The sequence below is a fragment of the Streptomyces sp. NBC_00252 genome (assembly GCF_036187565.1).
In the GTDB taxonomy this organism is placed as follows: domain Bacteria; phylum Actinomycetota; class Actinomycetes; order Streptomycetales; family Streptomycetaceae; genus Streptomyces.
This window is the reverse complement of sequence record NZ_CP108087.1, coordinates 10,114,314-10,137,727: the sequence shown is the minus strand read 5'-3', so window position 1 is coordinate 10,137,727 and position 23,414 is coordinate 10,114,314. Positions and strand designations below refer to the sequence as shown.

Below are 23,414 nucleotides of genomic sequence, written 5' to 3'. Positions count from 1 at the left end.
CGTCTGCGACAGCGACGCGCTACGCGGCACTCACCGCGCTCCGCGCGGAAGACCGGAACTCCGTTCCGGTCACCGGCTCGCGCCGCGATCCGGTCCCGGATCCGGCCTCCGGCCGGACCCGGACAGGGCCAGTGCGCTCCGCGCCCTCGCCCTGCAAAAGCGGCTGGCTACAGGCCGCGGTGCCGGTTTGCTCGATTCCAGATCAGTAGTCCACCGAAGACGACCACCATGAAAGCTGGGTAGAGGGCTCGCCCTGCAGCCCTTTCGGCTATCTGCCACACCGTCAGGCCGGCGCACAGGAGCAACATCGGCCAACACATCCAGGTGACCCATCGAGCCCCCGGTTTGGTCCAAGCTGGCGGTTCATGCATTCCTGATCGTCTGGACACTGATGCACCTCCAGCCTTACCGGTGCCCGCGTCCGACGAGAACAGGCATCAAGGACGAGCACTTCTACACAACTCCGGACGCTGGCGTGCGTCACTTATGACGTCCGGCTTGGTTCTGGGATGATGGTTCAGTACCTCTCCGGCATCGATTCGGCTGAGATCTCAGCTCCATATTCTCTCAAGACGTGCCACGAATGGTGCGGGAAATGGATTCAGGATGACGCGTATGGTTCTTCGTCCGCATCAGATTGAAGCCGTTGATTCGGTACTGAGGAATCTCTCAGAGGAATCAGGAAAGGGTATCCCCCCGGAAGGCCTGCGGACTCAAGTGATCGCGGCTACCGGTTCCGGTAAGACCCTGATCGGTGTGGAGTCGGCGAATCGGCTTTCGGCACGCCGGGTACTGGTATTGGTGCCGACTTTGGATCTGCTGTTGCAGATGGCTGCCGCCTGGCGGGAGGGAGGGCGTCGCGGCGCGATGATCGGGGTGTGCTCCCTGCGGGGTGCGGACAGCCAGGGTGTGCCGTGCACGACCGACCCGGATGAACTCGTCGCGTGGACGGCCGGCCCCGAGACCGTCACCGTGTTCGCAACGTACGCCTCGGTCGGCATGGGCACCCTCCAGCGCGCGCACGCTGCGGGTCTGCCCGTGTGGGACCTGATGGTCGTGGACGAAGCGCACCGGGTCAGTGGCGACGGGTTGAAGCCGTGGGCGGCCGTGCACGACCAGGCGCAGGTTCCCGCTGTGCGGCGGCTGTACATGACCGCCACGGCTCGGGTGTGGGAGGCGGAGGGTGACCAGCCGCGCATGGTGGCGTCCATGGATGAGGACTCCGAGGTCTTCGGGCCGGTCGCGTACAAGCTGAAGCTGTCCGAGGCGATCCGTATGGGGCTGGTGGCGCCCTATCAGGTGCTGTGCTTGGACATCCATGATCCCGAGCTGTACGCCGCGCTGACCACGGAGGCGACCGGTTCCGACGCCGTACGCGGGGCGCGGCTCGCGGCCGTGCAGACGGGCCTGATGCGGGCTGCGAGTCAGGAGCGGTTCCGGCGGGTGCTCAGCTTCCACAGTCGGGTTGGGGAGGCGGAGGCGATGGCGGCCGCGGTGCCGGTGACAGCGGCTCGGCTTGCCGAGGACGACCCCGAGATGTTTCCGCCGGCCGAACAGGTCTGGTCGGAGTGGCTGTACGGCGAGCATGCGCCCGTGCACCGCCGCAATGTGCTGGCCGAATTCGCGTCTGACTTCCTCGGCGGGACGGAATTCGAGGGTCGGGATGTGCGCGCTGAATTGCGGGTGCTTTCCTCGGTCCGGGTTTTGGGTGAGGGTGTCGACACAGCGGAGTGTGATGCGGTTCTTTTCGCGGACGCTCGCGGCTCGATGGTCGATATCGTGCAGATGGTCGGACGTGCCCTGCGGATGCGTCCCGGGGTCGGGAAACTCGCCACCTTGATCGTTCCTGTATTCCTCGGGGAAAACGAGGACGCGAACGAACTACTGACCTCGGATGCCTACGGGACCCTCGCGAAGATCCTCGGGGCGCTGCGGGCGCACGACTCGGAGACGATCGAGGCGCTCGCTGATCCCCGCCTGCGCAACAGCCGTTCGGTGGTCGGCGAGGACGTCGACCGCGACCAGGACGAGGACGGCCAGGAGCAGGACGACGCTGTGCGGGTGGGCGCGGCGGCGGCCGGAGTGCTCCGGTTCAGCGAGGAACGCGATCCCGCCGTGCTCACGCAGTTCGTGCGGCTGCGGGTGATCGATCCGGAGGCCGCGTATTGGCGGCGGGGCGTTGAAGCGGCGACCAGGTGGCGGCGTGAGTCCGGCGGCAGCGAGTTGCGGGTGCCGTACACGTACGTGACCCCGGTGGACTGGCCGGCGATCGGCGGGCATCCGCTGGGGGTGTGGGTGGCGGATCAGCGTCGGTACTACGCGGTCGGGGTGCTGGAGGCCTCCCGCGTTGTCGAGCTGGAGGCGCTGGGGATGGTGTGGTCGGTGCAGGCGTCCGCGTGGGAGACGGGCCTCGCCGTCGCCCGCTCGTATGCCGATGTCCACGGACACTTCCTGCCCGCCGCTTCGGTGGTCTGGGAGGACTTTCCGCTCGGGGTGTGGGCCAAGAATCAGCGCGCGGCGGCCCGTAAAGCGGCAGGGAACGCCGCACGGCGCGAGGCGGGGGAAGCGGACGTCCCGGCCGGTGGTGAGCTGTCAGTGGGCCGTCAGGAGGCTCTCACGGACGTGGATCCGGGGTGGTGCCCGGTATGGGAGATCGGGTGGCAGCGCTGCTACCGGCTCGCCCTCGCCCATGTCCAGACCGGCGGCGCACTCCCTGCCGGGCCGGGTCAGCTGATCGTGCAGGGCGAGGACCTGGGGGTGTGGCTCGCCGGGCAGCGGACCGGGTGGGACCGGCTGATGCCCGCGCAGCAGTACCTCCTGGCCGCGCTTGGAGTCGAGCCCGCGGGCGAGGGTGAGCCGGTCGTGGGCGTGGCCCGGTCGCAGGATGCCCGGTGGGCCGCCAACCTCGCGGCGGCGCAGCAGTTCCATGCCCGCGAGGGCCATCTACGGCCGGGCCGCAAGCACGTCGAAGTCGTGGACGGCGAGTCGCACAAGCTCGGGGCGTTCCTGGATAACACCCGCCGCCGGGTCGGGAAGTTGAGCCCGGAGCGGCGGGCGCAGTTGGCCGTGCTCGGTCTGGAGTGGGCGCTGGAGGGTGGGGGGTGATGCGGGACGGCTCGGAGTTTGGGCGGCGGCGCGTCGGACTCGTCGTCCTGGCATGGGGTGCTCGGCGTGTCCCTCTACTCGTAGCAGCTGCCGCCGCAGAGCACGGTGACGGTGCTGCTGTCGCTGGTCGCCGTGGAGGTGTGGTGGGTGACGGTCGTGGGGGCTTTGCTGGTCTCCCAGGGCATGGGGGCGGCTATGGCCTGAGGGGCGAGGGCAGTGAAGGCCGCGGTGGTCACGAACATGACGGCCAGTGCACGCTTGCGCAGATGCATCTGAACTCCCTGATCGACTGGTGATGTTCGGCCGCTGGCGCCTGTCTCGGAGACGCTCTCGCGGCTGGCTGCCAGTCTCACAATGCGCGTCACTCCCCGCCAAGGTCTTCGACCCGTTCCGCAAGGCTTGACAACGGTTGTAGTGGCTCCCGAACTCATCGAAATTGATCATGTGATCGACTGTCACCCTGGTGGATCCCAGGGTCATCGAGCCCTGTACGTGCTCCCAGCCTCGATCTGTCGCGTACAAGGCCGGGACGCCCCTTACTCTTCTCTGCCGCGTTCCTTGGCGGGGAGCGCATCACCACCACCGGCTGTCGGCAGTGCGGTGCGGAGTTCTCTGGGGTCAGCGGACGATGGGCCTGCTTTTGCTGTGGATGGGTCAACAGCTGGGCGGAGGACGACAGTGAACTGCCGGGCATCGGCGCATCGTCGTAGGCGCGAGGGCCTTGGGGTCGTCAGGCGGCGAAGCCGATGTTGGTGACGTACTCGTACTGGCCCCATTGGGAGCCGAGGTCGATGACCTTGTCGACCCATGCGTCGTCCAGTTGCTGGTCGTTGCCGGCCGCCCATGCGGCGACGATCTGGTCCCAGTTGCGGACGTTCATCGTCCGGAACTCCAGGGTCCGCTGGTGGGGGCGGTCCACCTGGGACTGGTTGAGGGGGTGGATCTCTACGCGGGTGCCGCGGTTGAGGCGGGCGAGGAGGTAGCGGGCGACGTTCTCGCGGCGCACGGTGCGGTAGGCCTGTTCGATCGCTTCGAGGTTCTTTTTCAGGGGCTGGCGCTTGCCGTTGAGCCAGGCTTGCAGCGTGCGGTCGGTGACGGTCAGGCCGGCGGCGCGGGCGGCGGCGCGGGCGTGGTCGGTGCGGGTGAGGTAGTGCAGGCGGGCGAGGAGGCCGCGCTGGGCGGTGACGGGGGTGGCGATGTAGCCGGCGAGGGCGTCGAGTTGGCGGCCGACGGCTTGGTGGCCTTTGATGCCGATGGCGCCGAACTTGCCGAAGTCCACGTTGCGCTCTGGCATCAGGCTTGCTCTTCCGTCGTGGTGCCGACCGTGTAAGTGTCTTTGGGTTCCATCTCGGTCAGGCCGCGTCCCTCGGTGAAGACGGCGCGCCATTCACCGATGACGTGCAATTCGTCGGTACCCATCGCACGTACCACCATAAGGCCTTCTTCATAGGCGCGATGGGCTTTCCACCACAAATTCGCGAAGGCCTGGGAACGAATCAAATGCATCCAGTCGGTGCGGTAGAGCTCCCGGTTGTAGTTCGACTCCCCCATGGTCGAGACGAACTTCGAGTACATGGCCTTGACGTATTCGAGTGTGACGTCGTCGCCGTCGGCGATCGCTTTGTCGCGGGCGTCCTTGAGGGTGATGCGGAACTTTTCCAGCAGGCCTTCGGTGGCGCCCGATGTCCATGATTCGTGGATCACCGGTGGCTCGCACAGCGCGTACTTGGGGCCGGAGAGCCGCTGCAGCAGGCGCAGGGTCGGTTCCGTGACCCACAGCGGGCCGGCTTCGTCGCGGTTGCCGATCGGGTTGGGCAGGACCTGGTCGTGGTCCCAAGCGGGCGGGGTGATCAGGTGGATGCCGGCCCGGCGGCGGTCGTGGTGACCGCCGGTGGAGTGTTCCAGCTGGCCGAGCGGCAGATGCGTCTTGAGCGCGCTCAAGTAGGCGCCGTTGACGTCCAGCGCGGTCACCTCGTGCTCGCCGGGTGGGAGCTCCGGCCGGTTCCACTTGGGGCGGGCCTCCCACACCTGGTCGGCGCCCCGCGCGGTCTGCTTGCGCAGCACGTCGGGCAGCCACGGGTGCGCGACGATGTCGTAGCGGCCGCCCTTGCGGGTGTGGTCGAGCAGTTGCATCGCGTCCGGGATCGCCCGCTTCACCAGTGCCGCGGTGGCCGCTTCGGTATCGCCGGCGTGCTCGGCGAGGACGGCGGTGACGGTGGACGTGATCGGGTCCGGGGTGTCGGCGCTCTGCATGCGGCGCCCGACCGGCACGACCTTCACGCTGCGTCCGGCCTGCCGTACCGGCCTGTCCGTGGCCGCGGGTGGCTGTGCCTCGGGATGCCCGGCCGGCTCTGTGGCCGGGGCTGTCGGGGCAGGGCCGCAGTCGGTGGGGTCCAGGTGCTGGGGGAATCCTTCGACCTGGTGGTGGGCGGGCTGTCCGCACAGTACGCACGGTTGCGGGTCGGCCAGTTCGTCGACGTCGTCGAGGTCGGCCGGTTCGTCGGCTTCCGCCGACTCCTCTGCGGGTTCGACGGCAGGTTCTGCGTCGGCCGTTGCGGCGGTGTCCAGCTTGGTGCGGGCTCCGTTGAGGAAGTACGCGTACTTCTCGCGCACTTCGCCGCTCGGGTCGCGTCCGGACTCCCAGCCCCCGACCGTGGACGCGGCGACGCCCAGGGCTTGTGCGAGCTGGGCGCGTGAGACGTTCAGTGCCTCCCGCAGCGGGCGGCGTTCTTCGACGGGTGGCAGGGGTGTTTCCTGCTTGGCTCGGGCGAGCAGGGCGTCGATCGCTTCGAAGTCCGTCATCGGGCTCCCCCCTCCTGCACGGCGGCAGTCCGGCGGGTGCGGGCTGCTGTGCGGCGGGCCGGTCGGCGGCGTTGCGCGGGCAGGGACTCCGTGGCCCGGGTGGGGCCGGCCAGGAGTTCCAGTACGTCGATTCCGTAGTGTGCGGCCACGATGTCGCAGTCGGTCAGGCTCCAGGCGGCTGCTCCGGACTGACGGCGGCTCACCTGCGCCTGACTCACCCTCAGTGCGGCCGCGAGATCGGCCTGCGACTCGCCTGTCGCGTGCAGGAGCGCGGCGATCGCCGACCTCAGCCGCTCGTCCAGGGCCATGCTCATAGCGAGAAGTATACAAGATGCGCACTATTGATGCGAATATTGCAATCCTCTCATCAGGTGCAGTCAGCGGCCGGTGAGGAAGTGGCACAGCTGTCAGGTATGGCGGTACAGGGCGTGCAGGTCGGCCGAATCCGCGTCGTCGGCCTCCAGCCGTGGCCGTGCTCGTCCATGTCTCCTCGTCCTGCGTGTCGACAGGCCGGTAGGGCTTCCCGGCAGTCGGGCGGTGGACCGGCCGTCAGCGTGCCGGGCGGGGCCCACAGGGCACTGCCGTGCTCCCCCGCCCCCCTCTCCTCATCCGCAACATCCGAGGTCAGAGGCGGTTGAAGGTTTCATCAGGGAGTTCGTCGGAAAGGGCTGCGGTGGGTGCGGGTGCCGCATAGCGTGCGATGACCGGGCCGTTTCCCCCTGCTTCTCGCGGTCCGTGCCTTGTGGGGCCCACGACCCTCTAGGAGATCTTGGGATGTCTTCCGACAGCTCCGAGTTACGGCCGCCGGCGCAGCGGGCCGGGCGGCATGCCTCGGCGGTGGCGCCGGGGTGGGCGACGGGCCGGGTGCGGCCGTGGGCCGGGGCGCACCGGGATCTGCGGTTGCTGCGGCGGGCGTGCCGGTGGCAGCGGCGGGTGGCGGCGCTGGCGGCGCTGGGGTATTTCGCGGTGTTCCTGGCGCTGACCGTCCGGGTGCCGTCCTTGATGACGCGGCCGGCGCCGGGCGGGCTGCCGTTCGGGCTGCTGCTGGCTTTGGTGCAGTTGCCGGTGACGTGGCTGGCGGTGGTGTTCTACGAGCTGACGGCGCGGCGGTTCGTGGATCCGCTGGCGCGGCGGGTGCGGCGGGCGGGCCGTGAGGGGCGGTCGCTGCCGTGACGGACTTCGGGGGTCCGGCGCAGTCCTGGTCGCTGGTGGCGTTCTGCAGTGTGGTGACGCTGACGCTGCTGCTGTGTGTGATCACCGGGCCGGACCGGGAGGACCTGGACGAGTTCTACACCGGGTACCGGTTCCTGTCGCCGTTGCGCAACGGGCTGGCCATCGCGGGTGACTACATCTCGGCGGCGACGGTGCTGACGGTGGGCGGGATCATCGCGCTGTGCGGGTACGACGGGGTGGTGCTGGCTCTGAGCACGCTGCTGTCGCTGCTGCTGCTGATGTTCCTGCTGGCGGAGCCGCTGCATCACACGGGCCGGTTCACGATGGGGGACGTGCTGGGGCGGCGTATGCCGGGGCGGGCGGTGCGGATCACGGCGTGTGCGGTGACGCTGGCGGCGCTGATGCCGATGATGGTGGTGCAACTGGCGGGTGTGGGGCAGCTGTTGGCGTTCGTGCTGGGGTTCTCCGACGGTGCGATGCGTACGGGGTGCGTCGTGGGGGCGGGGGCGCTGATGATCACGTATGCGGCGATCGGGGGGATGCGCGGGACGGCGTTGATCCAGATCCTGAAGACGGTGATCCTGCTCGGTTCGGGGCTGGTGGTGGCCGCTCTGATCCTGCACACGTTCGGCTGGAGTCCGCGCACGCTGTTCGAGTCGGCGGCGCGCAACAGCGGGGCGGGGCCGGGGTATCTGCGCTACGGGCTGCAGTTCGCGGGCGGGCGGCATCCGGCGCTGGACATGGTGAGCACGCAGTGCGCGATCGTGCTGGGGGGTGCGTGTCTGCCGCATGTGACGATGCGGATGTACACGGCGGGCAGTACGCGGCAGGTGCGGCGGGCGATGTCGTGGGCGGTGTCGGCGGTGGCGCTGTTCATGGCGGTGATGACGGTGGTGGCGGTGGGGGCGACCGCGCTGATCGGGGGCAGGGCGGTGGCGGCGGCGGATCCGCGGGGCAACACGGCGTATCTGCTGGGCGCGCGGGCCGCGTTCGGGGCGGATCTGTCGCGGGCGGAGGGTCTGCTGTTCACGACGGTGACCACGGCGATCTTCCTGACGCTGCTGGCGTCGGTGGCGAGCATGACGCTGGCGTGCGCGAACTCGCTGGCGCACGACGTGATCGCGCGTTCGGGTACGGCGCCGCTGCGGGAGATGGCGCTGGCGCGGCTGTCGGCGCTGGGGGTGGGGGTGCCGGTGATCGCCCTGGCGGTGGCCGCGCAGCACCGCAGTCTGCAGCCGCTGGCGATCGTGTCGTTCTGTCTGGGGGCGTCGGCGATCGCGCCGGCGCTGGTGTTCGGGCTGTTCTGGCGGCGCTACACGCGGGCCGGGCTGCTGTGCACGCTGATCGGCGGCACGGTCAGTGTCCTGGTCCTGATGACCGGCACGAACCTGGTCTCCGGCTCGCCCCAGTCGGCGTTCCCCGGGGCGGACTTCAACTGGTTCCCGTTCACGACGACCGCTCTGGTGTCGGTGCCGGCGGGGTTTTTGTGCGGGGTGGTGGGGACGCTGGTGTCGGGGCGGCGGGCGGCGGCGCGGGAGCGCAACCGCTACGAGGCGGTCGAGCCGGTGCTGCTGGCCGGGCCGCCGTATCCCCGGGGCGGGTGACCGGGCCGGTTGTCCGCGGGGCGGGTGACCGGGCCGGCTGTGGTCTGTGCGTGGGTACGGGGTGGTGCCGTCGGGGGTGTCGCGTTGGCGGGGCGGTGGGCGGACATCACACTCGTGGGCATCTGACGGCAGGTCAGACGCCCTCCCCCGCGGTGGGGGTGCGCGTATCGACGAGGACACAGGAGTGCGGCATGGAAGCCCGGTTGAACGTCATGGCCAGTCCGGTCGCGGCCAAGGCCATGAAGCACATCGTCGCCGCGGCCGGGGCGCTCGCGGAGTCGACGCTGCCGGCCGCGACCCGGGAGCTGGTGATACTGCGGGCCAGCCAGATCAACGGCTGCGGCGGGTGTGTGGACATGCACACCAAGGAGGCCGCGGCGGCGGGCGAGACGGCGTTGCGGCTGAACCTGGTGGCGGCGTGGCGGGATGCGACCGTGTTCACCGAGGCCGAGCGGGCGGCGCTGGAGCTGGCGGAGGAGGGGACGCGGATCGCGGACGCGGCCGGCGGGGTGCCGGACGAGGTGTGGGCCAGGGCGGCGAAGCACTACGACGAGGACCAGCTGGCGGCCCTGGTGGCGCAGATCGCGATCATCAACGCGTTCAACCGGGGGAATGTGATCACCCGTCAGCCGGCGGGCGGGTACGAGGCGGGCCAGCCCCACTGACAGTCGTGCCGCCGCGCCCCGGGCACCGTCGTGCGGTGCCCGGGGCGCTGTCGTGCGGGGACGGGGCGCTGTCGTGCGGGGACGGGGAGCGGGCGTGCGGGGACGGGGAGCGGGCGGGGGCGGGGCGGGGTTTCGCTGCAGGCGCGCTGGGATTCGCACTGAGCAATCTCGGCGATGACAGTGCCGGTGGGCTGCCCGCACGCTGATGGGTGAACGTGCTCTGCGGGAGCGGGAGTTGAAGGTCACGCGCCCCGCGGGTACGGCCGAATCCATGACTGGGGAAGGTCTCGCATGTCGCCCACTCTTTTTGGGGTCACTGAGGATTTCGACGTAATCGTGATCGGCGGCGGGCCCGCCGGTGCGACCACCGCGGGGCTTCTCGCCAAGCGCGGCCACCGTGTTCTCGTGCTCGACCGTGAACGGTTCCCGCGCTATCACGTCGGGGAGTCCCTCATTCCCGGTGTGATGGTGCCGATGGAGGAACTCGGTCTGACCGAGCGTATGGAGGCGAAGGGGTTCGAGCGCAAATACGGCGGAACTCTGGTGTGGGGCAACAACGAGGTTCCGTGGAACTTCTCGTTCACCACCGGCGGCCGTATCCCGTACGCCTATCACACGCGCCGGGCCGATCTGGACGCGCTGCTGCTGGACCGGGCGCGGGAGCTGGGCGCGTTCGTCGTGGAGGACGCGACGGTGAAGGAGCCGCTGGAGGAGGACGGCCGTGTCGTGGGCGTCCGCTACGCGCTGCGCGGCCTCAGCGGCACCCACGAGGCGCGGGCCGCGCTGGTCGTGGACGCCTCCGGGCAGGCGCGGGTGCTGGGCCGTAAGTTCTCCGCGGTCAACTGGAACGACCAGCTGCGCAACGTCGCGGTGTGGACGTACTTCGACAACTGCCACCGGCTGCCCGGGGACGAGTGGAGCAACATCCTCATCGAGGGGACGCGGGACGGCTGGTTCTGGGGCATCCCGATCGACAAGGGTGTCTTCAGCGTCGGCTACGTGACGCGGTCGGACGTCGCCAGCGGGAGCGACAAGTCGCTGGAGGACCTCTTCGAGTCGGAGATGGCGCAGACCACCAAGCTGAAGGACATCCTCAGGGACGCGACGCAGGCCGCGGGCTACCGTTCGGCGCGCGACTGGTCGTACACCAACGAGCGTTTCCACGGCAACGGCTGGGTGCTGGTCGGGGACGCCGCCGCCTTCGTGGACCCGCTGTTCTCCACCGGGGTCGCGCTCGCGACGCTGGCGGGCAGCACCCTGTCGAAGGTCGTCGACACGATCCTGCACAACCCGCAGATCGAGGAGAAGGCGCTCGACCGGTACTCGACCGCGTACCAGGACTTCTTCCACGACATCCGCAAGTTCGTGGAGGGCTTCTACGACCGGTCGAAGACGAAGGGGTTCTACTTCAACCTGGCCCAGGAGATCAACGACCCCGGCCAGGAGAACGACGCGCAGGTCGACTTCGTGAAGCTGATCTCCGGGCTGAGCGGGCGGGCCGGCGGGCTGTTCGACCTCGATCTCAGCGACCTGGTGGCCGACGCCACGGAAGCGGGTGCGGGCGGGGTGTGAGGTCCGCGGGCACGCGGACACGACGGTGCGGCAGCCCCCGGGCAAGGGGGGCTGCCGCACCGTCGTGTCAAGGCACGTTCCGGGGGCGCGGCGGCGGGCCGTGGGCAGGGGGTGTCAGGCCGCCGTGTTCCGGCCGCCGGAGTCGCCGGGGGCGGCTGTCCAGCGGACCGTCTGGATCCGTCCGTCGAGGATGCCGAGGGCGAGGGCGCCCAGGGCCGTGCCGTTGCGGTCGTGGAAGACGGCGCCGGGGCCGCCGTCCACCTCCCCGGGCCGCATGGTGACACCGATGCGGCCCAGGGCCGGGACGACGGCCGCCAGGACGCGGGCGATCTGGTCCGCGCCGGCGAGCCGGTCCGGCCAGTACGGGGCCGGGCCGCCGGCGGCGGCGGGCGGTGCCGTCGCCGCGGCGGTGAGGCGGCGGCTCACCGCCTCCGAGCAGCCCACCGCGGACGCGATCTGCGCGGTGCCGCATCCGAAGATCTCCCGCAGGGCGAAGACCGCGCGCTCCAGGGGGGAGAGCCGTTCCAGGAGCAGTACGGCCGCCGCCGGCGCCGGGGGTGCGGGGGCCGGGTGGCGGGCGGCCCGGGCGATCCGGGTGACCTCGGCCGACAGGAACGCCCTCGGCGACGCGGGCACGGCCGAGGCCCGCTCGTAGCCGAGCCGGGTCTCCTCGACGGCGTGGTGGGCCCGGCTCTCGCTGCCCAGGATCCGGTAGGCGATCGAGAACAGCAGCGGCCGCAGTTCCTCGAACTCTTCGGTCCGGCTCACCCGGGTTCCTCCCTCCTTCGTGGACGTGGCGGACGGCGTCCGCCTCCTGCTCGCCGTGGGAGGGGCACCGCCCCCGCGCGGTGGCATCGGTTCTCCTCCCCCGCGCCCTGCGCCCGCCGCCCGTACGCCCGCCGGCCGCCCGCACTCGGTGTGTCTGCCGTGCACGAGACGAGACGGTCCCGGTGCGCGTGACATCGGGGCGGGGACCGGCGCGCCCGCCCGCCGGCCGGGGGGAGGCTCGGGACGGGCGGGCGCGGCGGTTCGTGCGGGGCGGCCACCTGGAGGGGGTGAGCGCCCCGCGGGTCCGTGCGCGCCCCCGGGGGGTGGGGCGTGCACGGAGGCCTGGGTTCTCAGGGCGCCGTGCGGGGGGCGGGCGTCCGGTGGGTGTGCTGGGCGGCGTAGACCGCCAGGAACGCGGCGAGTGCGCGGGGTCCGCCGCCGGGCTCCAGGCCGGTGACCGGGATGGACCGGCCCAGGCCCTGGGCCAGCGTGCTGTGGGCCCGCAGGGCGCGGGCGGCCAGTTCACCGGGAATCGGGCCGCGCCCTGCCCCGGCCCCCGCACCCCCGCCGCCGGAGCCGAGGCCCGGAACGGAGTCCGGGCCGGGAGCGGGAGAGGGGGCGGTCATGGCGAGGGCCTCGGTGCGGGCCCGGGAGACGAGGTCGGCGGTGTGCGCGTGACGGGCGGGGGCGGGCGGGGCGGCGCTCATCGGCTGTCTTCCTCTCCTGCGGGCCGTGCCCCGGCGCGTCCGTGATCCCCACCGGCCGCCGGGACAGAGGGGTGGGGTCAGTGCCCGGTGTCCCCGTCGATGTGGCGCTGGATGAACTCGTGGGCCAGGTCGCCGAACTGGGCGCCGAAGGGGATGGAGTCCTGGACTGTGGCGGGGAAGGCGACGCCGGCCCAGACACGGCTGGCGGCGCAGTCGTTCTCGAAGGCGGTCCAGGTCTCCCAGGTCAGCTTCAGGTCGTCGGCGGGGACCAGGCCGGGTTCGGTCTGGGCGGTGCCCGCGGGGATGGCGTGGGTCCAGTCGAGGATGTCGTCACCGAGGAAACGGCGGGCGGCCTGGGCCTGGGCGGAGCACAGGGCGGTGAAGGCGGAGGGGAACTCGGGGTGGCTGCCCGGAGGGAGGTAGCCGCTCCACTGGTCGGCGGGCAGGTCGGTGACGGTGCCCTGCCCGGGCCCGCCCCAGGCGGTGACCGGGGCCTCGCCGTGGACGTGGCCGACCGCGCTGAAGGGGCGCACCGCGTCATGGGCGTGCTTGTGGTGCCAGACGGCGATGAGGTTGTCGAAGCGGGCCAGGGCGGTGGTGGCGAAGAGATGGGCCCAGCCGTCCAGGTCCAGGTCGTGGGCGAGGGCGGCGGCGCGCGGGGCCCAGGTGAGGGAGACCGGTGAGTGCTCGAAGAACTCGGCCTTGACCTTCTGCTCGTCGCTCAGGGCGGCCGAGGCGGCCAGGACCTCGTCGACCGCGTCGCGGTAGGCGGCCGGGGCGGCGGGGTCGAGGTGGGCGGGCGGGGCGAGGGGGAAGGCGGCCGGGTCCTGGTAGGTGAGGGGGGTGACCAGCCGCAGCTGGGGGGTGAGGAACTGCTGGACGGTGTAGACGCCCTTGTCGCCCGGTCCGCCGCCCACGCGCCGCTGGTGGGGGCCCAGCGCGGGCTGCCAGCGGGTGGGGTCGGTCAGCGCGTAGGCGGTGTTGACGGGGGCGTAGCCGGTGTAGTCGGCGTAGGGGCGGGGGTGGTAGGCGCGGCCCCGGTCGCCGCGGGGGTTCATGCCGTCGTCGTGGTGGGCGGCCACGACGGCGATGCCCGCGGTGTTGCCGATGCCGACGGGGGTGGCCGGGTCGCGGGAGTCGTCGTCGGGGTCGAGGCCGAAGGCGGTCATCGCCATCCGCATGACGGGGGCGCGTTCCTCGAAGACGGCTTTGACGACCTGGTAGGAGGCGTACAGGCCGGCGATGTTCTTGTTGCGGTTGGTGGCCGACTCCCCGGCGGGCCGGCGGGCGATGCGGGAGTGCACGCCCTGGGCGGTGGGGTGATAGGGCGCCAGCGCGTCGAACCAGGCGAGCTGGAACTGGAGGGTGATCCAGGTGTAGACGGGGGTGTCCCCGGGGGCGATGGCCTCGGCCGGGGGGAAACCGCCGCCGCCGTTGGTGGTGATCAGGTCCCGGATGAAGTTGCCGTGGTCGAAGTCGAAGGCGACCTTCGGGGCGGCGGAAGGTGCGGCGGGCGAGGGGCCGGACGTCGTCATGGGTCGTGTCCTTTTCCTGATTCCTGGTTCGCGATTCATGATTTTTGATTTATGCAGGCAGCGGGTCCGTGTCGCGAATTCCGTCCGGGAATTCCGCATTCCACCCCATCGAGAGTATCCGCAGCCGCTCGAGGCACGGTGGAAACCCGCTGCATTTACCGGCCTCACCCGATACCGAGGGGAAAGATTAGCTAATATCTTGACAGGGGGAGTTTCGGGCGCCGATGCTTTCATGGACCGGGATATGAATATGAGCATCGGAGGACGATGAATGAGCGGGACAGCGGAGCTGGAGAATCTTTATTCCGTCATGGAGGAAACGGCCGGGCTGCTGGACATCACGCCCTCACGCGAACGGGTCTGGCCCGTCCTCACCGCCTACGCGTCCTTCATCCCGCAGGCCGTGATCGCGTTCCGGGTGGCGACACGTGACACGGGGGACGTCGACTGCCGTTTCACCGCGTTCCCCCACGGCTTCGACCCCTACGCCCACGCCGTGGCGCACTCCCTGACCCCGAAGACGGACCACCCCGTCGGCTCGCTGCTGGCCGACCTCGAGGAACGGTTCCCGATCCCCTGCCACGGCGCCGACTTCGGGCTCGTCGGCGGCTTCAAGAAGACCTGGACGTTCTTCCCCGTCGACGACCTGCAGAAGCTGTCGGACCTCGACGACGTCCCCTCCATGCCCCGCAGCCTGGGCCTCAACAGCGGCTTCTACGCCCGCTACGGCCTGGACGACAAGATCAGCATGGTCGGGATCGACTACCCCAGCAGGACGATCAACGTCTACTTCCTCGGCGCGCCGGCCGCCTGCCGCGAGCCGGAGACCGTGCGCGCGATGATGCGCGACATCGGCCTGCCCGAGCCCAGCGAGACGATGCTGCGCCACGCCGCCCAGGCCGGCGGCATCTACACGACCCTGAACTGGGACTCCCCCGACATCCAGCGGATCACCTTCGCCGCGCTGCTGCCCGACGTCCGCGAACTCCCCGCCCGCTTCGGCGCCGACCCCCGGGTGGAGCGGTTCGCGCTCGGCGCCCCCCACACCTACGGGCCGGTCGGCAAGGGCCTGTACAACGTGGCGTCGTACGCCGGCGGGGAGTACTTCAAGCTCCAGACGTACTACCAGATCAGCGACGGCTCCGTGGAGGCCAAGGGACTGCTCGGCCGCACCTGACAGCGGCCCGGGCACACAAAAAAAGGCGGGCCCCGCCCTCTGGCCGAGGGGGCGGGGCCCGCCTTTTACGTACCGCGTGCCGCGTGCCGTCTGCCGTGTGCCGGGGGCTCACACCTGTCCCGGCGCGGACGCCGGAGCCGGAGCGGGCGTGGGTGCGGGCAACGGGCGGGCGGTGGTGGTGTGCGGGGCGGCGGTGCGGTGCCGGCGGGCGCGGGCCCTCAGCGTCCGTACGGCCGGCAGGCACAGGGCCAGGGGCACCGCCAGGACGGTCAGCACCGTGCCCAGGCTCCAGCCCGCGTGTGCCATCAGGCCGCCCGCGAGGCCGCCGAGGACCGGGCCCAGCTTGCCGGCGCTGTTGGCCCAGCTGATGCCGGTGGCGCGCACGGCCGGCGGGTAGGCGAGCGCGGCGATCACCTGCAGCGCGGAGTTCGCCGCCGGCAGGCACAGCCCCAGGACGAACGCCCCGGCCAGCAGGCCCGCGAACTGCCCTGCCCACAGGAGCGCGGCCGCCAGGCCCAGCACGGCCGCGCCCCACAGCACGGCCAGCACCACGAACCGGTCCAGGCGCCGCAGGACGAAGGAGACCGCGAGCTGTCCCAGCAGGCCGCCCCACCCGAACACCGCGACGGCCACCCCCGCCTGAGCGGACGTCAGGCCCGTGCGCTCGGCCAGCAGCGGCAGATAGCTCAGGATCAGGCCCACCACGCCCAGCCCCGCCAGGAAGCACAGCCACAGCAGGACCGTGGTGCGGGCCGCCTCCCCCGACAGGACGGTCCGTGCGACCGGGCCCCGGGCGGGCGCGGCCCGCTCCAGGTCCACGCCGGACACGTCCCGCTCCCCCACCACGGCCCGCAGCGCCCCGCGCACGTCCGCGGCGGGCCGGCCGCGGGCGGCCAGCACGCTCAGCGACTCCGGGACGAACACGAGCAGCGCCGGGACCAGCAGCAGCGGGGCGAGCCCGCACACCAGCAGCAGCACCGGCCAGCCGTGGGCGGGGATCAGGACCGAGGAGAGGATCCCGCCGGCGGTCGTGCCGGCCGTCACCCCGGCGAAGGCCAGCGCGACCGTCTGGCCCCGCCGCCCGGCCGGCGTCCAGTCCGCGACCAGCGCCATCATCGTCGGCAGCACCGCCCCCAGCCCCAGACAGGCCACGATCCGCACCCCGGCGAAGACGCCGATGCCGTGCGTGAACGCCATCCCCGCCGTGCCGAGGCCGAAGACGGCGACACCGGCGGCGGTGACACCCCGGCGGCCGTAGCGGTCGGCCAGCGGGCCGGCCCCCGCACCGCCCGCCACCATCGCCAGCACGCTCAGCGTCACCGTCGCGGTGACCGCGCCGTCACCGACACCCCACTGCTTCTCGATCCGGGGGTAGACGAAGGCGGCGACGACCGCGTCGAGGCCCTCGGCCACCATCATCAGCAGGCCCAGGATCACGATGAGCCACTGCCGGCGGCTCATCGGACCGCGGTCGATGAACTCCTGGGGACCAGGACGCGCCGAGGCGTCCGTGATCGAGGCATCCGTGGTCACCGGCAGACCCCTTTCGAGGCGAAGAAGGAAAACAAGGAAGACGAGGAAGGAGAACAGAACGAGGAAGGAGAACAGGCAGGACACAGCAGAACGCCCCTCCGCGCGGGCGGAGAGGCGTAAGAAAAAAGAGGGTGGCGGCGGGGGCCTGGGGGGGGGTCAGTGCGGGGTGCGGCGGGCTCTGCTGGCCTCGCGGCTGAGGGCCCAGGCGTCGGCGACCGGGCCCAGGTGGGCGAGCTTGTCGGGGTTGGTCACCGAGCGGATCGCCTGGATCCGGCCGTCCAGGACGTCCAGCGTCCAGGCGGTGAGCACTCTCCCCTCCCGGTCGCGGAAGATCGCGCCGGGCTGGCCGTTGATCTCGCGCGGCTCCAGCGTCACCTCCACCCGCACCAGCGCGGGCACCACCGAGGCCAGCAGGCGGGCCGTGTTGCCGGCGCCGCTGACGGCCCTGGCCAGCTGCGGGGTCTTGCCGCCGCCGTCGCCGACCATCTGCGCGTCCGCGGCGAGCAGTTCGCGCAGGCCCTCCACGTCGCCCTCCCGCAGCGCGCAGAAGAACCGCTCGGCGAGTTCGTCGCGCTCGGCGCGGTCGGCCTCGAAACGGGGGCGTTCGGCGGCCATGTGGCGGCGGGCGCGGACCGCGAGCTGGCGGCAGGCGCTCTGGGAGCGGCCCACCGCCGAGGCGATCGCCGGGAAGTCGAAGGCGAACACCTCGCGCAGCACGAACACCGCACGCTCCAGCGGGGACAGCCGCTCCAGCAGGATCAGCGCCGCCATGGAGACGGAGTCGGCCAGTTCCGCCGAGCGGGCCGGGTCCTCGTAGGGGTCGGTGAGGAGGGGTTCGGGCAGCCACGGGCCGACGTACTGCTCGCGCCGTACCCGGGCCGAGCGCAGGACGTCGATCGAGACGCGGGTGACCACGGCCGACAGGAAGGACTTCACCGACGCGGGGCTGGCCGGGGAGGCGTCGTAGCGCAGCCAGGTCTCCTGGACGGCGTCCTCGGCCTCGCTGACGCTGCCCAGGATGCGGTAGGCGATGGAGAACAGCAGGGACCGCAGTTCCTCGAACTCCTCGATCCGGGTCACCGCGATCTCCTCCCTGAAGCCGTGGAGACTTGGGGCTGGGGGCTGGTTTTTTTGGGGGGCCGGGGCCCGGCGGCCGGGGCCTGTGCCGGGGCGGATTCTCACCCTAGGGGCGGGACCAGGGCGCGTCCCGCGCCCTCCAGGGGGCTTCGAGTACGGCTGTAGCGCAAGCCGAGCGGGAAGGGTGAAGCGGCCGGTCCCCGCCCGGGAGATGATCCGGGCGGGGGCCGGCCGCTGGAGGGAGCCGGTGCGGGTCCGTCGGTCAGGAGCGGGCCGCTTCGGCCTGTTCGGACGGCTTGGGGGCGGGGGCGCCGGCCGGTGCGGGCAGCGGACCGCCGCGCAGCAGCAGGGCGGAGACGACCGCGCCGAGGCCGAAGATGGCCGTGCACCACCAGAACACCCGGGTGTCGCCGTGGATCGACGCCAGGTGCAGGTCCTGCACGGTGGGGGTGCCCGTCACGTGGCCGGCGAGCCAGTCGGTGGCGGCGGTGGCGGCGATCGTGTTGAGCAGGGCGGTGCCGATGGCGCCGCCGAGCTGCTGGCCGGTGCTGATGACGGCCGAGGCGATGCCCGCGTCCTGCGGGGCCACCCCGGAGGTGCCCGCGCTCAGCGCCGCGCCGTAGATGAGGCCCATGCCGATGCCGACCAGCAGGACGGGGCCCAGGATGTGGGTGGCGTAGGCGGAGTCGGCGTCGATGCGGGTCAGGCCGGCCATGCCGGCGGCGCTGATCAGCAGGCCGCCGGTGATCAGCGGGCGCGGGCCGAACTTGGGCAGCAGCTTGATGGCGCCCACGCTGGTGCCCACCGGGGTGATCGCGATCATCGGGAGCAGCGCGCAGCCGGAGGTGATCGCCGAGTAGCCCAGGATGGTCTGCATGTAGTAGACGAGGAACATCAGGATGCCGAAGAAGCCGATGCCGACCAGGAGCACGGTGAAGTAGGCGGCGCCGCGGGTGCGGCTGAGGACGATCCGGGGCGGCAGCAGCGGGTGGGCGGCGCGGGTCTGCCAGACCGAGAAGGCGACCAGCAGGACGGCGCCGGCGGCGAGGAAGCCCCAGGTCGAGGTCTCGCCCCAGCCGTTGTGCGCGTTGGAGAAGCCCAGCACCACGGCGAACATGCCGGCCGAGGCGAGCAGCACGCCGGGGATGTCCATCCGGGCGCCGGACTTGGGCTGGTCCTGCAGCAGTGCCATGCCGCCGAAGAACGCGACGGCGGCCAGCAGCAGGTTGACGTACATGCACCAGCGCCAGCTCAGACCGGAGGTCAGCGCCCCGCCGATGATCAGGCCCACACCCGAGCCGCTGGCCACCACGCCGCTGAAGACGCCGAAGGCCTTGGCGCGTTCCTTGGGGTCGGTGAAGGTGGTGGCCAGCAGGGCCAGGCAGGAGGGCGAGAGCAGTGCGGCGAACGCGCCCTGGCAGGCACGGGCGGTCACCAGCATCTCGAAGTTGGTGGCGGCGCCGCCCACCGCGGAGGCGGCCGCGAAGCCCAGCAGGCCGATCAGGAAGGCCCGCTTGCGGCCGATCAGGTCGGAGAGCCGGCCGCAGAACAGCAGCAGACCGCCGAACGGCAGCGCGTAGGCGGTCACGATCCACTGCCGGTCGGCGTTGCTGAAGTCCAGCGCCTGCTGCGCGGAGGGCAGGGCGATGTTCATGACGGTCAGGTCGAGGCCGACCATCAGATAGGCGGTGCAGATGACGGCGCCGATCAGCCACCGCCGCCGTGCGTCGGCGGCCGCCCCCGTGCTCGGCCCAGCCGTGGCGGCTGCGCTCTGTGCTGCCATGATCATCTTCTCCTTGTTCCGTAATCCGGCGATTTGGCGAACGGGCTCGAGGCCTCGCCCCTAGGACGAGACACGGGGTGGCGGCTGTGACATCACCGCGGGCGGAACACGGCCGGACGGCGAGAGTGCGGGAGGGAGCGGGAAGGGGGCGGGCGCCGGTGACGCGGCGTCAGGCAGGCCGGGCCTGGGCGCGGGCGTGGGCGTGGTCGGTGAACGCCTTCAGCAGCGGCGGCGAGATCTGGTGGTACACCGCGAGGTCGAGATGGTCCCCGTCCGGCGACCACTTGACCGCCGAGGCGTTCACCGGCTCACCCGCATACGTGTAGGGGGCGCTGCGGACGAAGTGCTCCAGCCGCGGGTCCAGCCGGGCCGGCAGCGCCGCCGGGTCCAGGCCCGGGGAGGGCACCGGGGCGAAGGAGATCCGCCGGATGTCCGGGGAGTCCCAGCCGAGGGTCGCGTAGACCCGGTAGGACGTGCACGCGTACGCCAGCATCCGCTCGTCGGGCTCGGGCAGCCCCATCTCCTTCAGCAGCGACAGCACCGTGCGCGGGTCGAGGTCGCCGGCCACCTCGGCGGGCAGCTGGAAGTACAGGTTCAGCGTCCTGCTGCGGTAGTTGATGCCGACCAGCGCCACCTCCTCCAGGCCGTGGCGGGCGAAGAGCGCGGCGTTGTCGGCCACCGAGCGCGGCACCGACGGGATCCGGGCCAGCTCCGACACCTTCTGCAGGTCGCCGGGGAACTGCGCGTAGATCTTCTTGAACCCGCCGGCGACCCCGCAGTCGATGAAATAGTCCTCGACGGCGACCCGCTCCTCGATGTCGGAGAGCAGACCCGCCACGGGATGGTCCTGCCGGGGCAGGAGACCGCCGGCCAGCGCCCGCGCGTACGGGCCCTCGGACCCCGGCGACACCTGCACGGTGTATTCGAGTTCGCCCACCCGGCCCGCGTTGACCTGCGCGCTGAAAATGATCGCCCCGTCCGTCAGCGCGTCACGGAACGCCTCCAGGACCGGCCACACCATGTCACGCGAGAACGACGCCCCCACCAGCCGGGCCGCCTCCTCGATCGCTGAGTACAGCTTTTCCGCCTCAGTGCCTTCGGACATCAACACTCCAAGTAGTCTGCGCCGGTCATTGATTCCGCGGGAATCCGTACTCCGCCGCCTTCGGGAACATAGCGCGGGGCCGCTCGGGAACCGCCGGAGAATTCACTGACGCCAGGGCCGGTGACAAGCGTGAGAATGCGCGAGCAGATGGTGAACGGCCCCTCTCCTGAATCGGAGGGCCGGTGAATTGCGGGGTGATCCGCGTGCAGTGCGGGGTGACCCGCGGGGTGGCGACGGTGCACGCGGACGGTGGTGGAGTCCGCGGCGGGAGGGACGCCCCGGCGGGCCCGGCAGCACGCGGGCCCGGCAGCACGTGGGCTACGGCGTCCCCCGGGCCGCGCCACTCCCCCGGCGGGCCGGGAACCGGCCCGCCCGCCACGGGCGTTCGCGTCCGCCTCGTCGTCCGCGCCGGGGATTTCCCCCCGGGGTGCGGCCGTGCCGGGCGGCCCGCATCTCGTGACCTCCCCCGGGCCGGCCCGTCCGCCGGCCCGGCCGGGGCGCGCGCAGCGGGAGGGCTGCGGCTCCCCGGGCGGGGCCGGTGCGCGGAACGGGTGCGGAGCGGGTGCGGAGGCGGGGGCTACGGCGCGGCGGCTCCCCCGCGCCTTCGGGGCGGCGAGGGGACCGATCCCGTCTCCGGTCCCGCCTCCGGGCCCGGTTCTAGGCGGGGGTGCCCACGGTTCCCGCCGCGTGCTCGGTCCCGGTCCCGGTCGCGGGCGCGGTGGTCGTCGCGGACGGGGTGGTCGCCGTGGGGTGTGCGGGCGGGCGGGGTGCGTCGGGGTCGGTGGGGCGGCCGATGATCCAGCTCAGCAGGGGGCCCGCCATCGCGGTGGTGACCACGGCCATGACGACCATCAGCGAGTACAGGTCCCGGTCCAGGAAGCCCAGTTGGAGACCCACGTTCAGGACGATCAGCTCGGTCAGGCCGCGGGTGTTCATCAGCGTCGCCAGCGCGGCCGACTGCCGCAGCGGCATCCGGTTGAGGCGGGCCGCGGCGAACGCGCCGGTGAACTTGCCGCCGACGGCCACCAGCAGGATCAGCCCCAGCGCGCCCAGCCCGCCCGCGTCCAGCCCGGACAGGTCGACCTGCAGACCTGCGACCAGGAAGAACACCGGCAGCAGCAGCGTCCCGCTCAGGTGGCCCAGCCGCTCGTGGACGTCCGCGCGCAGCCGCTCGCTGCCCTCGCGCGGCAGGATCACGCCGAAGAGGAACGCGCCGAAGATGTAGTGCAGGCCCACCCACTCGGTGGCGGCGGCCGACAGCAGCAGACCCACCAGGACGGCCGCGAACACGGTCGGGGTGAGCGTCAGCGCCGGGCGGCGCGCGACGAAACGGCGCAGCAGGGGGCGTACGACGAAGAGCATGGCCAGCAGGTAGGGGACGGCCAGCAGGATGCGCCACTGGTCGGGGCCCGCCGAACCGCTGACGGCGATCACGGCGGCCAGCAGCGACCAGGCCAGCACGTCGTCGATGGAGGCGCAGGCCAGGGCCACCACACCGAGCGGGGAGCGGGACATGCGCCGGTCGGTGAGGATGCGGGCCAGGACCGGGAAGGCGGTGATCGACATGGCGATGCCCATGAACAGCATGAACGCCGTCCGGTCACCGGTGCCGTAGTCGTCCATCAGATACAGGGCCAGCAGCATGCCCAGGCCGAACGGCAGCAGGACGGAGCTGAAGGAGACGGTGGCGGCGAGGCTGCCGCTGCCGCGGATCATCGCGGCGTCCCACTCCAGGCCGACCAGGAACATGAAGGCCGCCACCCCGACCGCGGCCAGCGCGGCCAGCAGCGGGCGGATGCCGGCGGGGAAGAGGGCGTCGGAGAGCGCGCCGTGGAAGAGGGTCGGCCCCAGGGCGATGCCGGCGAGGACCTCGCCGATCACCGCCGGCTGGTTCAGGCGCCGGGCCAGCATGCCCAGCACACGGGCCAGGAACACGACGGCGGCGAGACCGACGAGCAGGGACGAGGTCTGATGAGTGGTCATGGCGAGGGGTCTTTCGTCGGTGGGATCCGGCCCGGGAGCGGAGCAAGGGGCGATGCCGCGGCGCACCGGCGGAAGAGAAGCGGCCGCACCGGCGCGGGAAGGTGCGCGGAGCCCGGCGGCCGCTGCGCGCGGCCGCCGGGCTCCCGAAAGGGGGGTGTGTTCAGTGCGGGTAGCCGCCGAAGCGGCGTTCGCGGCCCTTCAGGTCGGCGAGGGCGGCGTCGAAGTCGGCGCGGGTCATGTCGGGGAACAGGCACGGCGAGAAGTGCAGTTCGGCGTAGGGCGACATCAGCGGGAAGAACGACGACATGCGGGTCGCGCCGCCGGTGCGGATGAGGTGGTCGACCTGGGCCGGGACGTAGGCGTGGCGGGCCAGGATCTCCTCGGTCAGCTCCGGGATCTTCCCGTTGAGCCGGTTGAAGATGCCGATGACCTCGTGGGTGAGGGACATGCCCAGGATGTAGTGGAGCGTGAAGCCCGTGTCCTTGGCCGACTTCTCGCGCAGTTCCTCCAGTTCGGCCAGGTGCGGGGCGGACACCAGGTCGAGGGAGCCGGAGAAGTCGAAGGCACAGCTGTCGTGGACGCGGCGCACCACGTCGGTGAACGCGTTCATGAACGTGGTCACCGCGGGCTGGGGACGGCTGTGGTTGGCGGCGGAGGAGGCCGTGATGTAGAGGGTCGTCACGCCCTCCTCGCGGGCCCAGTCCATGAACTCGACGATCTTGTCCCCCATCGCCGCGTAGCCGTCGTCGAGGGAGACGCCGTTCGCCTGGGACCAGCGGCGCATTCCGTCCGGCAAAAGCATCAGGGTGGTCACCGGGATCTCCT

The 23,414-nt window shown here is 71.6% G+C and carries 19 protein-coding genes; 6 read left to right on the top strand and 13 right to left on the bottom strand.

All coding sequences use genetic code 11. The features are described from left to right. Positions 1–615: 615 nt before the first annotated feature. On the top strand, positions 616–3,105 hold the full coding sequence (locus OHT77_RS44925; RefSeq protein ID WP_328825757.1) for a DEAD/DEAH box helicase: 2,490 nt from the start codon (positions 616–618) through the stop codon (positions 3,103–3,105). 74 nt (positions 3,106–3,179) lie between these two features. Here the strand turns inward: OHT77_RS44925 and OHT77_RS44920 are convergent, their stop codons facing one another. The 4 genes from OHT77_RS44920 to OHT77_RS44905 form a co-directional block, all read right to left on the bottom strand. Beyond that, complete coding sequence (locus tag OHT77_RS44920; RefSeq protein WP_328825759.1) at positions 3,180–3,377, bottom strand: hypothetical protein; 198 nt, start codon at positions 3,375–3,377, stop codon at positions 3,180–3,182. A gap of 458 nt (positions 3,378–3,835) precedes the next feature. Continuing rightward, entirely contained in the window at positions 3,836–4,399 is a 564-nt protein-coding gene (locus tag OHT77_RS44915) for a transcriptional regulator (protein ID WP_328825760.1), read from the bottom strand. Further along, positions 4,399–5,907 (bottom strand): helix-turn-helix domain-containing protein, encoded by a 1,509-nt coding sequence (locus OHT77_RS44910; RefSeq protein ID WP_328825761.1) that lies wholly within the window; start codon positions 5,905–5,907, stop codon positions 4,399–4,401. The genes OHT77_RS44915 and OHT77_RS44910 overlap by 1 nt, the downstream gene beginning before the upstream one ends. Next, positions 5,904–6,221, bottom strand: coding sequence for a helix-turn-helix transcriptional regulator (locus tag OHT77_RS44905; protein ID WP_328825763.1), 318 nt, complete (start codon positions 6,219–6,221; stop codon positions 5,904–5,906). The genes OHT77_RS44910 and OHT77_RS44905 overlap by 4 nt, the downstream gene beginning before the upstream one ends. Positions 6,222–6,681: 460 nt before the next feature. On the opposite strand from OHT77_RS44905, the gene OHT77_RS44900 reads away from it, so the two are divergent. From OHT77_RS44900 to OHT77_RS44885, 4 genes are all read left to right on the top strand, one after another. After that, entirely contained in the window at positions 6,682–7,080 is a 399-nt protein-coding gene (locus OHT77_RS44900) for a DUF485 domain-containing protein (protein ID WP_328825764.1), read from the top strand. Next, complete coding sequence (locus tag OHT77_RS44895; protein WP_328825765.1) at positions 7,077–8,684, top strand: sodium/solute symporter; 1,608 nt, start codon at positions 7,077–7,079, stop codon at positions 8,682–8,684. The genes OHT77_RS44900 and OHT77_RS44895 overlap by 4 nt, the downstream gene beginning before the upstream one ends. Positions 8,685–8,875: 191 nt before the next feature. After that, positions 8,876–9,349, top strand: coding sequence for a carboxymuconolactone decarboxylase family protein (locus OHT77_RS44890; protein ID WP_328825766.1), 474 nt, complete (start codon positions 8,876–8,878; stop codon positions 9,347–9,349). 336 nt (positions 9,350–9,685) lie between these two features. Beyond that, the gene (locus OHT77_RS44885; protein ID WP_328825767.1) at positions 9,686–10,921 is read left to right on the top strand and encodes an NAD(P)/FAD-dependent oxidoreductase; all 1,236 of its coding nucleotides are present in this window, start codon (positions 9,686–9,688) and stop codon (positions 10,919–10,921) included. Positions 10,922–11,035: 114 nt separating this feature from the next. Here the strand turns inward: OHT77_RS44885 and OHT77_RS44880 are convergent, their stop codons facing one another. From OHT77_RS44880 to OHT77_RS44870, 3 genes are all read right to left on the bottom strand, one after another. Next, complete coding sequence (locus OHT77_RS44880) at positions 11,036–11,689, bottom strand: sigma factor-like helix-turn-helix DNA-binding protein (protein WP_328825768.1); 654 nt, start codon at positions 11,687–11,689, stop codon at positions 11,036–11,038. A 350-nt stretch (positions 11,690–12,039) separates the two neighbouring features. Then, positions 12,040–12,396, bottom strand: a complete 357-nt coding sequence (locus OHT77_RS44875) for a hypothetical protein (protein WP_328825769.1) — start codon at positions 12,394–12,396, stop codon at positions 12,040–12,042. Positions 12,397–12,473: 77 nt separating this feature from the next. Continuing rightward, on the bottom strand, positions 12,474–13,931 hold the full coding sequence (locus tag OHT77_RS44870; protein WP_328825770.1) for a DUF6851 domain-containing protein: 1,458 nt from the start codon (positions 13,929–13,931) through the stop codon (positions 12,474–12,476). 271 nt (positions 13,932–14,202) lie between these two features. Here OHT77_RS44870 and OHT77_RS44865 point away from each other — a divergent pair, with 271 nt between their 5' ends. After that, a complete protein-coding gene (locus OHT77_RS44865) occupies positions 14,203–15,108 on the top strand; it encodes an aromatic prenyltransferase (RefSeq protein WP_328825771.1) in 906 nt (301 codons plus the stop codon). A gap of 108 nt (positions 15,109–15,216) precedes the next feature. Here the strand turns inward: OHT77_RS44865 and OHT77_RS44860 are convergent, their stop codons facing one another. The 6 genes from OHT77_RS44860 to OHT77_RS44835 all read right to left on the bottom strand — a co-directional run bounded on the left by OHT77_RS44860 (position 15,217) and on the right by OHT77_RS44835 (position 23,403). After that, positions 15,217–16,641 carry an MFS transporter gene (locus OHT77_RS44860; protein ID WP_328825772.1) on the bottom strand — a complete coding sequence of 475 codons (1,425 nt, stop codon included), beginning with the start codon at positions 16,639–16,641 and terminating at the stop codon, positions 15,217–15,219. A gap of 156 nt (positions 16,642–16,797) precedes the next feature. Then, positions 16,798–17,721 carry an RNA polymerase sigma-70 factor gene (locus OHT77_RS44855; protein WP_328825773.1) on the bottom strand — a complete coding sequence of 308 codons (924 nt, stop codon included), beginning with the start codon at positions 17,719–17,721 and terminating at the stop codon, positions 16,798–16,800. A gap of 259 nt (positions 17,722–17,980) precedes the next feature. Then, positions 17,981–19,501 carry an MFS transporter gene (locus OHT77_RS44850; protein WP_328825774.1) on the bottom strand — a complete coding sequence of 507 codons (1,521 nt, stop codon included), beginning with the start codon at positions 19,499–19,501 and terminating at the stop codon, positions 17,981–17,983. A 169-nt stretch (positions 19,502–19,670) separates the two neighbouring features. Then, the gene (locus OHT77_RS44845) at positions 19,671–20,606 is read right to left on the bottom strand and encodes an aromatic prenyltransferase (RefSeq protein ID WP_328825775.1); all 936 of its coding nucleotides are present in this window, start codon (positions 20,604–20,606) and stop codon (positions 19,671–19,673) included. Between the two features lie 657 nt (positions 20,607–21,263). Then, positions 21,264–22,589, bottom strand: coding sequence for a cation:proton antiporter (locus OHT77_RS44840; RefSeq protein WP_328825776.1), 1,326 nt, complete (start codon positions 22,587–22,589; stop codon positions 21,264–21,266). A 160-nt stretch (positions 22,590–22,749) separates the two neighbouring features. Then, on the bottom strand, positions 22,750–23,403 hold the full coding sequence (locus OHT77_RS44835) for an undecaprenyl diphosphate synthase family protein (RefSeq protein ID WP_328825777.1): 654 nt from the start codon (positions 23,401–23,403) through the stop codon (positions 22,750–22,752). Between the last annotated feature and the right edge of the window lie 11 nt (positions 23,404–23,414).

Bases quoted from the DNA above. Each gene is read 5' to 3' on its own strand.
- OHT77_RS44925 (WP_328825757.1), top strand. From the start codon at position 616: ATGGTTCTTCGTCCGCATCAGATTGAAGCCGTTGATTCGGTACTGAGG.
- OHT77_RS44920 (WP_328825759.1), bottom strand. From the start codon at position 3,377: ATGCATCTGCGCAAGCGTGCACTGGCCGTCATGTTCGTGACCACCGCG.
- OHT77_RS44915 (WP_328825760.1), bottom strand. From the start codon at position 4,399: ATGCCAGAGCGCAACGTGGACTTCGGCAAGTTCGGCGCCATCGGCATC.
- OHT77_RS44910 (WP_328825761.1), bottom strand. From the start codon at position 5,907: ATGACGGACTTCGAAGCGATCGACGCCCTGCTCGCCCGAGCCAAGCAG.
- OHT77_RS44905 (WP_328825763.1), bottom strand. From the start codon at position 6,221: ATGAGCATGGCCCTGGACGAGCGGCTGAGGTCGGCGATCGCCGCGCTC.
- OHT77_RS44900 (WP_328825764.1), top strand. From the start codon at position 6,682: ATGTCTTCCGACAGCTCCGAGTTACGGCCGCCGGCGCAGCGGGCCGGG.
- OHT77_RS44890 (WP_328825766.1), top strand. From the start codon at position 8,876: ATGGAAGCCCGGTTGAACGTCATGGCCAGTCCGGTCGCGGCCAAGGCC.
- OHT77_RS44875 (WP_328825769.1), bottom strand. From the start codon at position 12,396: ATGAGCGCCGCCCCGCCCGCCCCCGCCCGTCACGCGCACACCGCCGAC.
- OHT77_RS44870 (WP_328825770.1), bottom strand. From the start codon at position 13,931: ATGACGACGTCCGGCCCCTCGCCCGCCGCACCTTCCGCCGCCCCGAAG.
- OHT77_RS44865 (WP_328825771.1), top strand. From the start codon at position 14,203: ATGAGCGGGACAGCGGAGCTGGAGAATCTTTATTCCGTCATGGAGGAA.
- OHT77_RS44850 (WP_328825774.1), bottom strand. From the start codon at position 19,501: ATGGCAGCACAGAGCGCAGCCGCCACGGCTGGGCCGAGCACGGGGGCG.
- OHT77_RS44845 (WP_328825775.1), bottom strand. From the start codon at position 20,606: ATGTCCGAAGGCACTGAGGCGGAAAAGCTGTACTCAGCGATCGAGGAG.
- OHT77_RS44840 (WP_328825776.1), bottom strand. From the start codon at position 22,589: ATGACCACTCATCAGACCTCGTCCCTGCTCGTCGGTCTCGCCGCCGTC.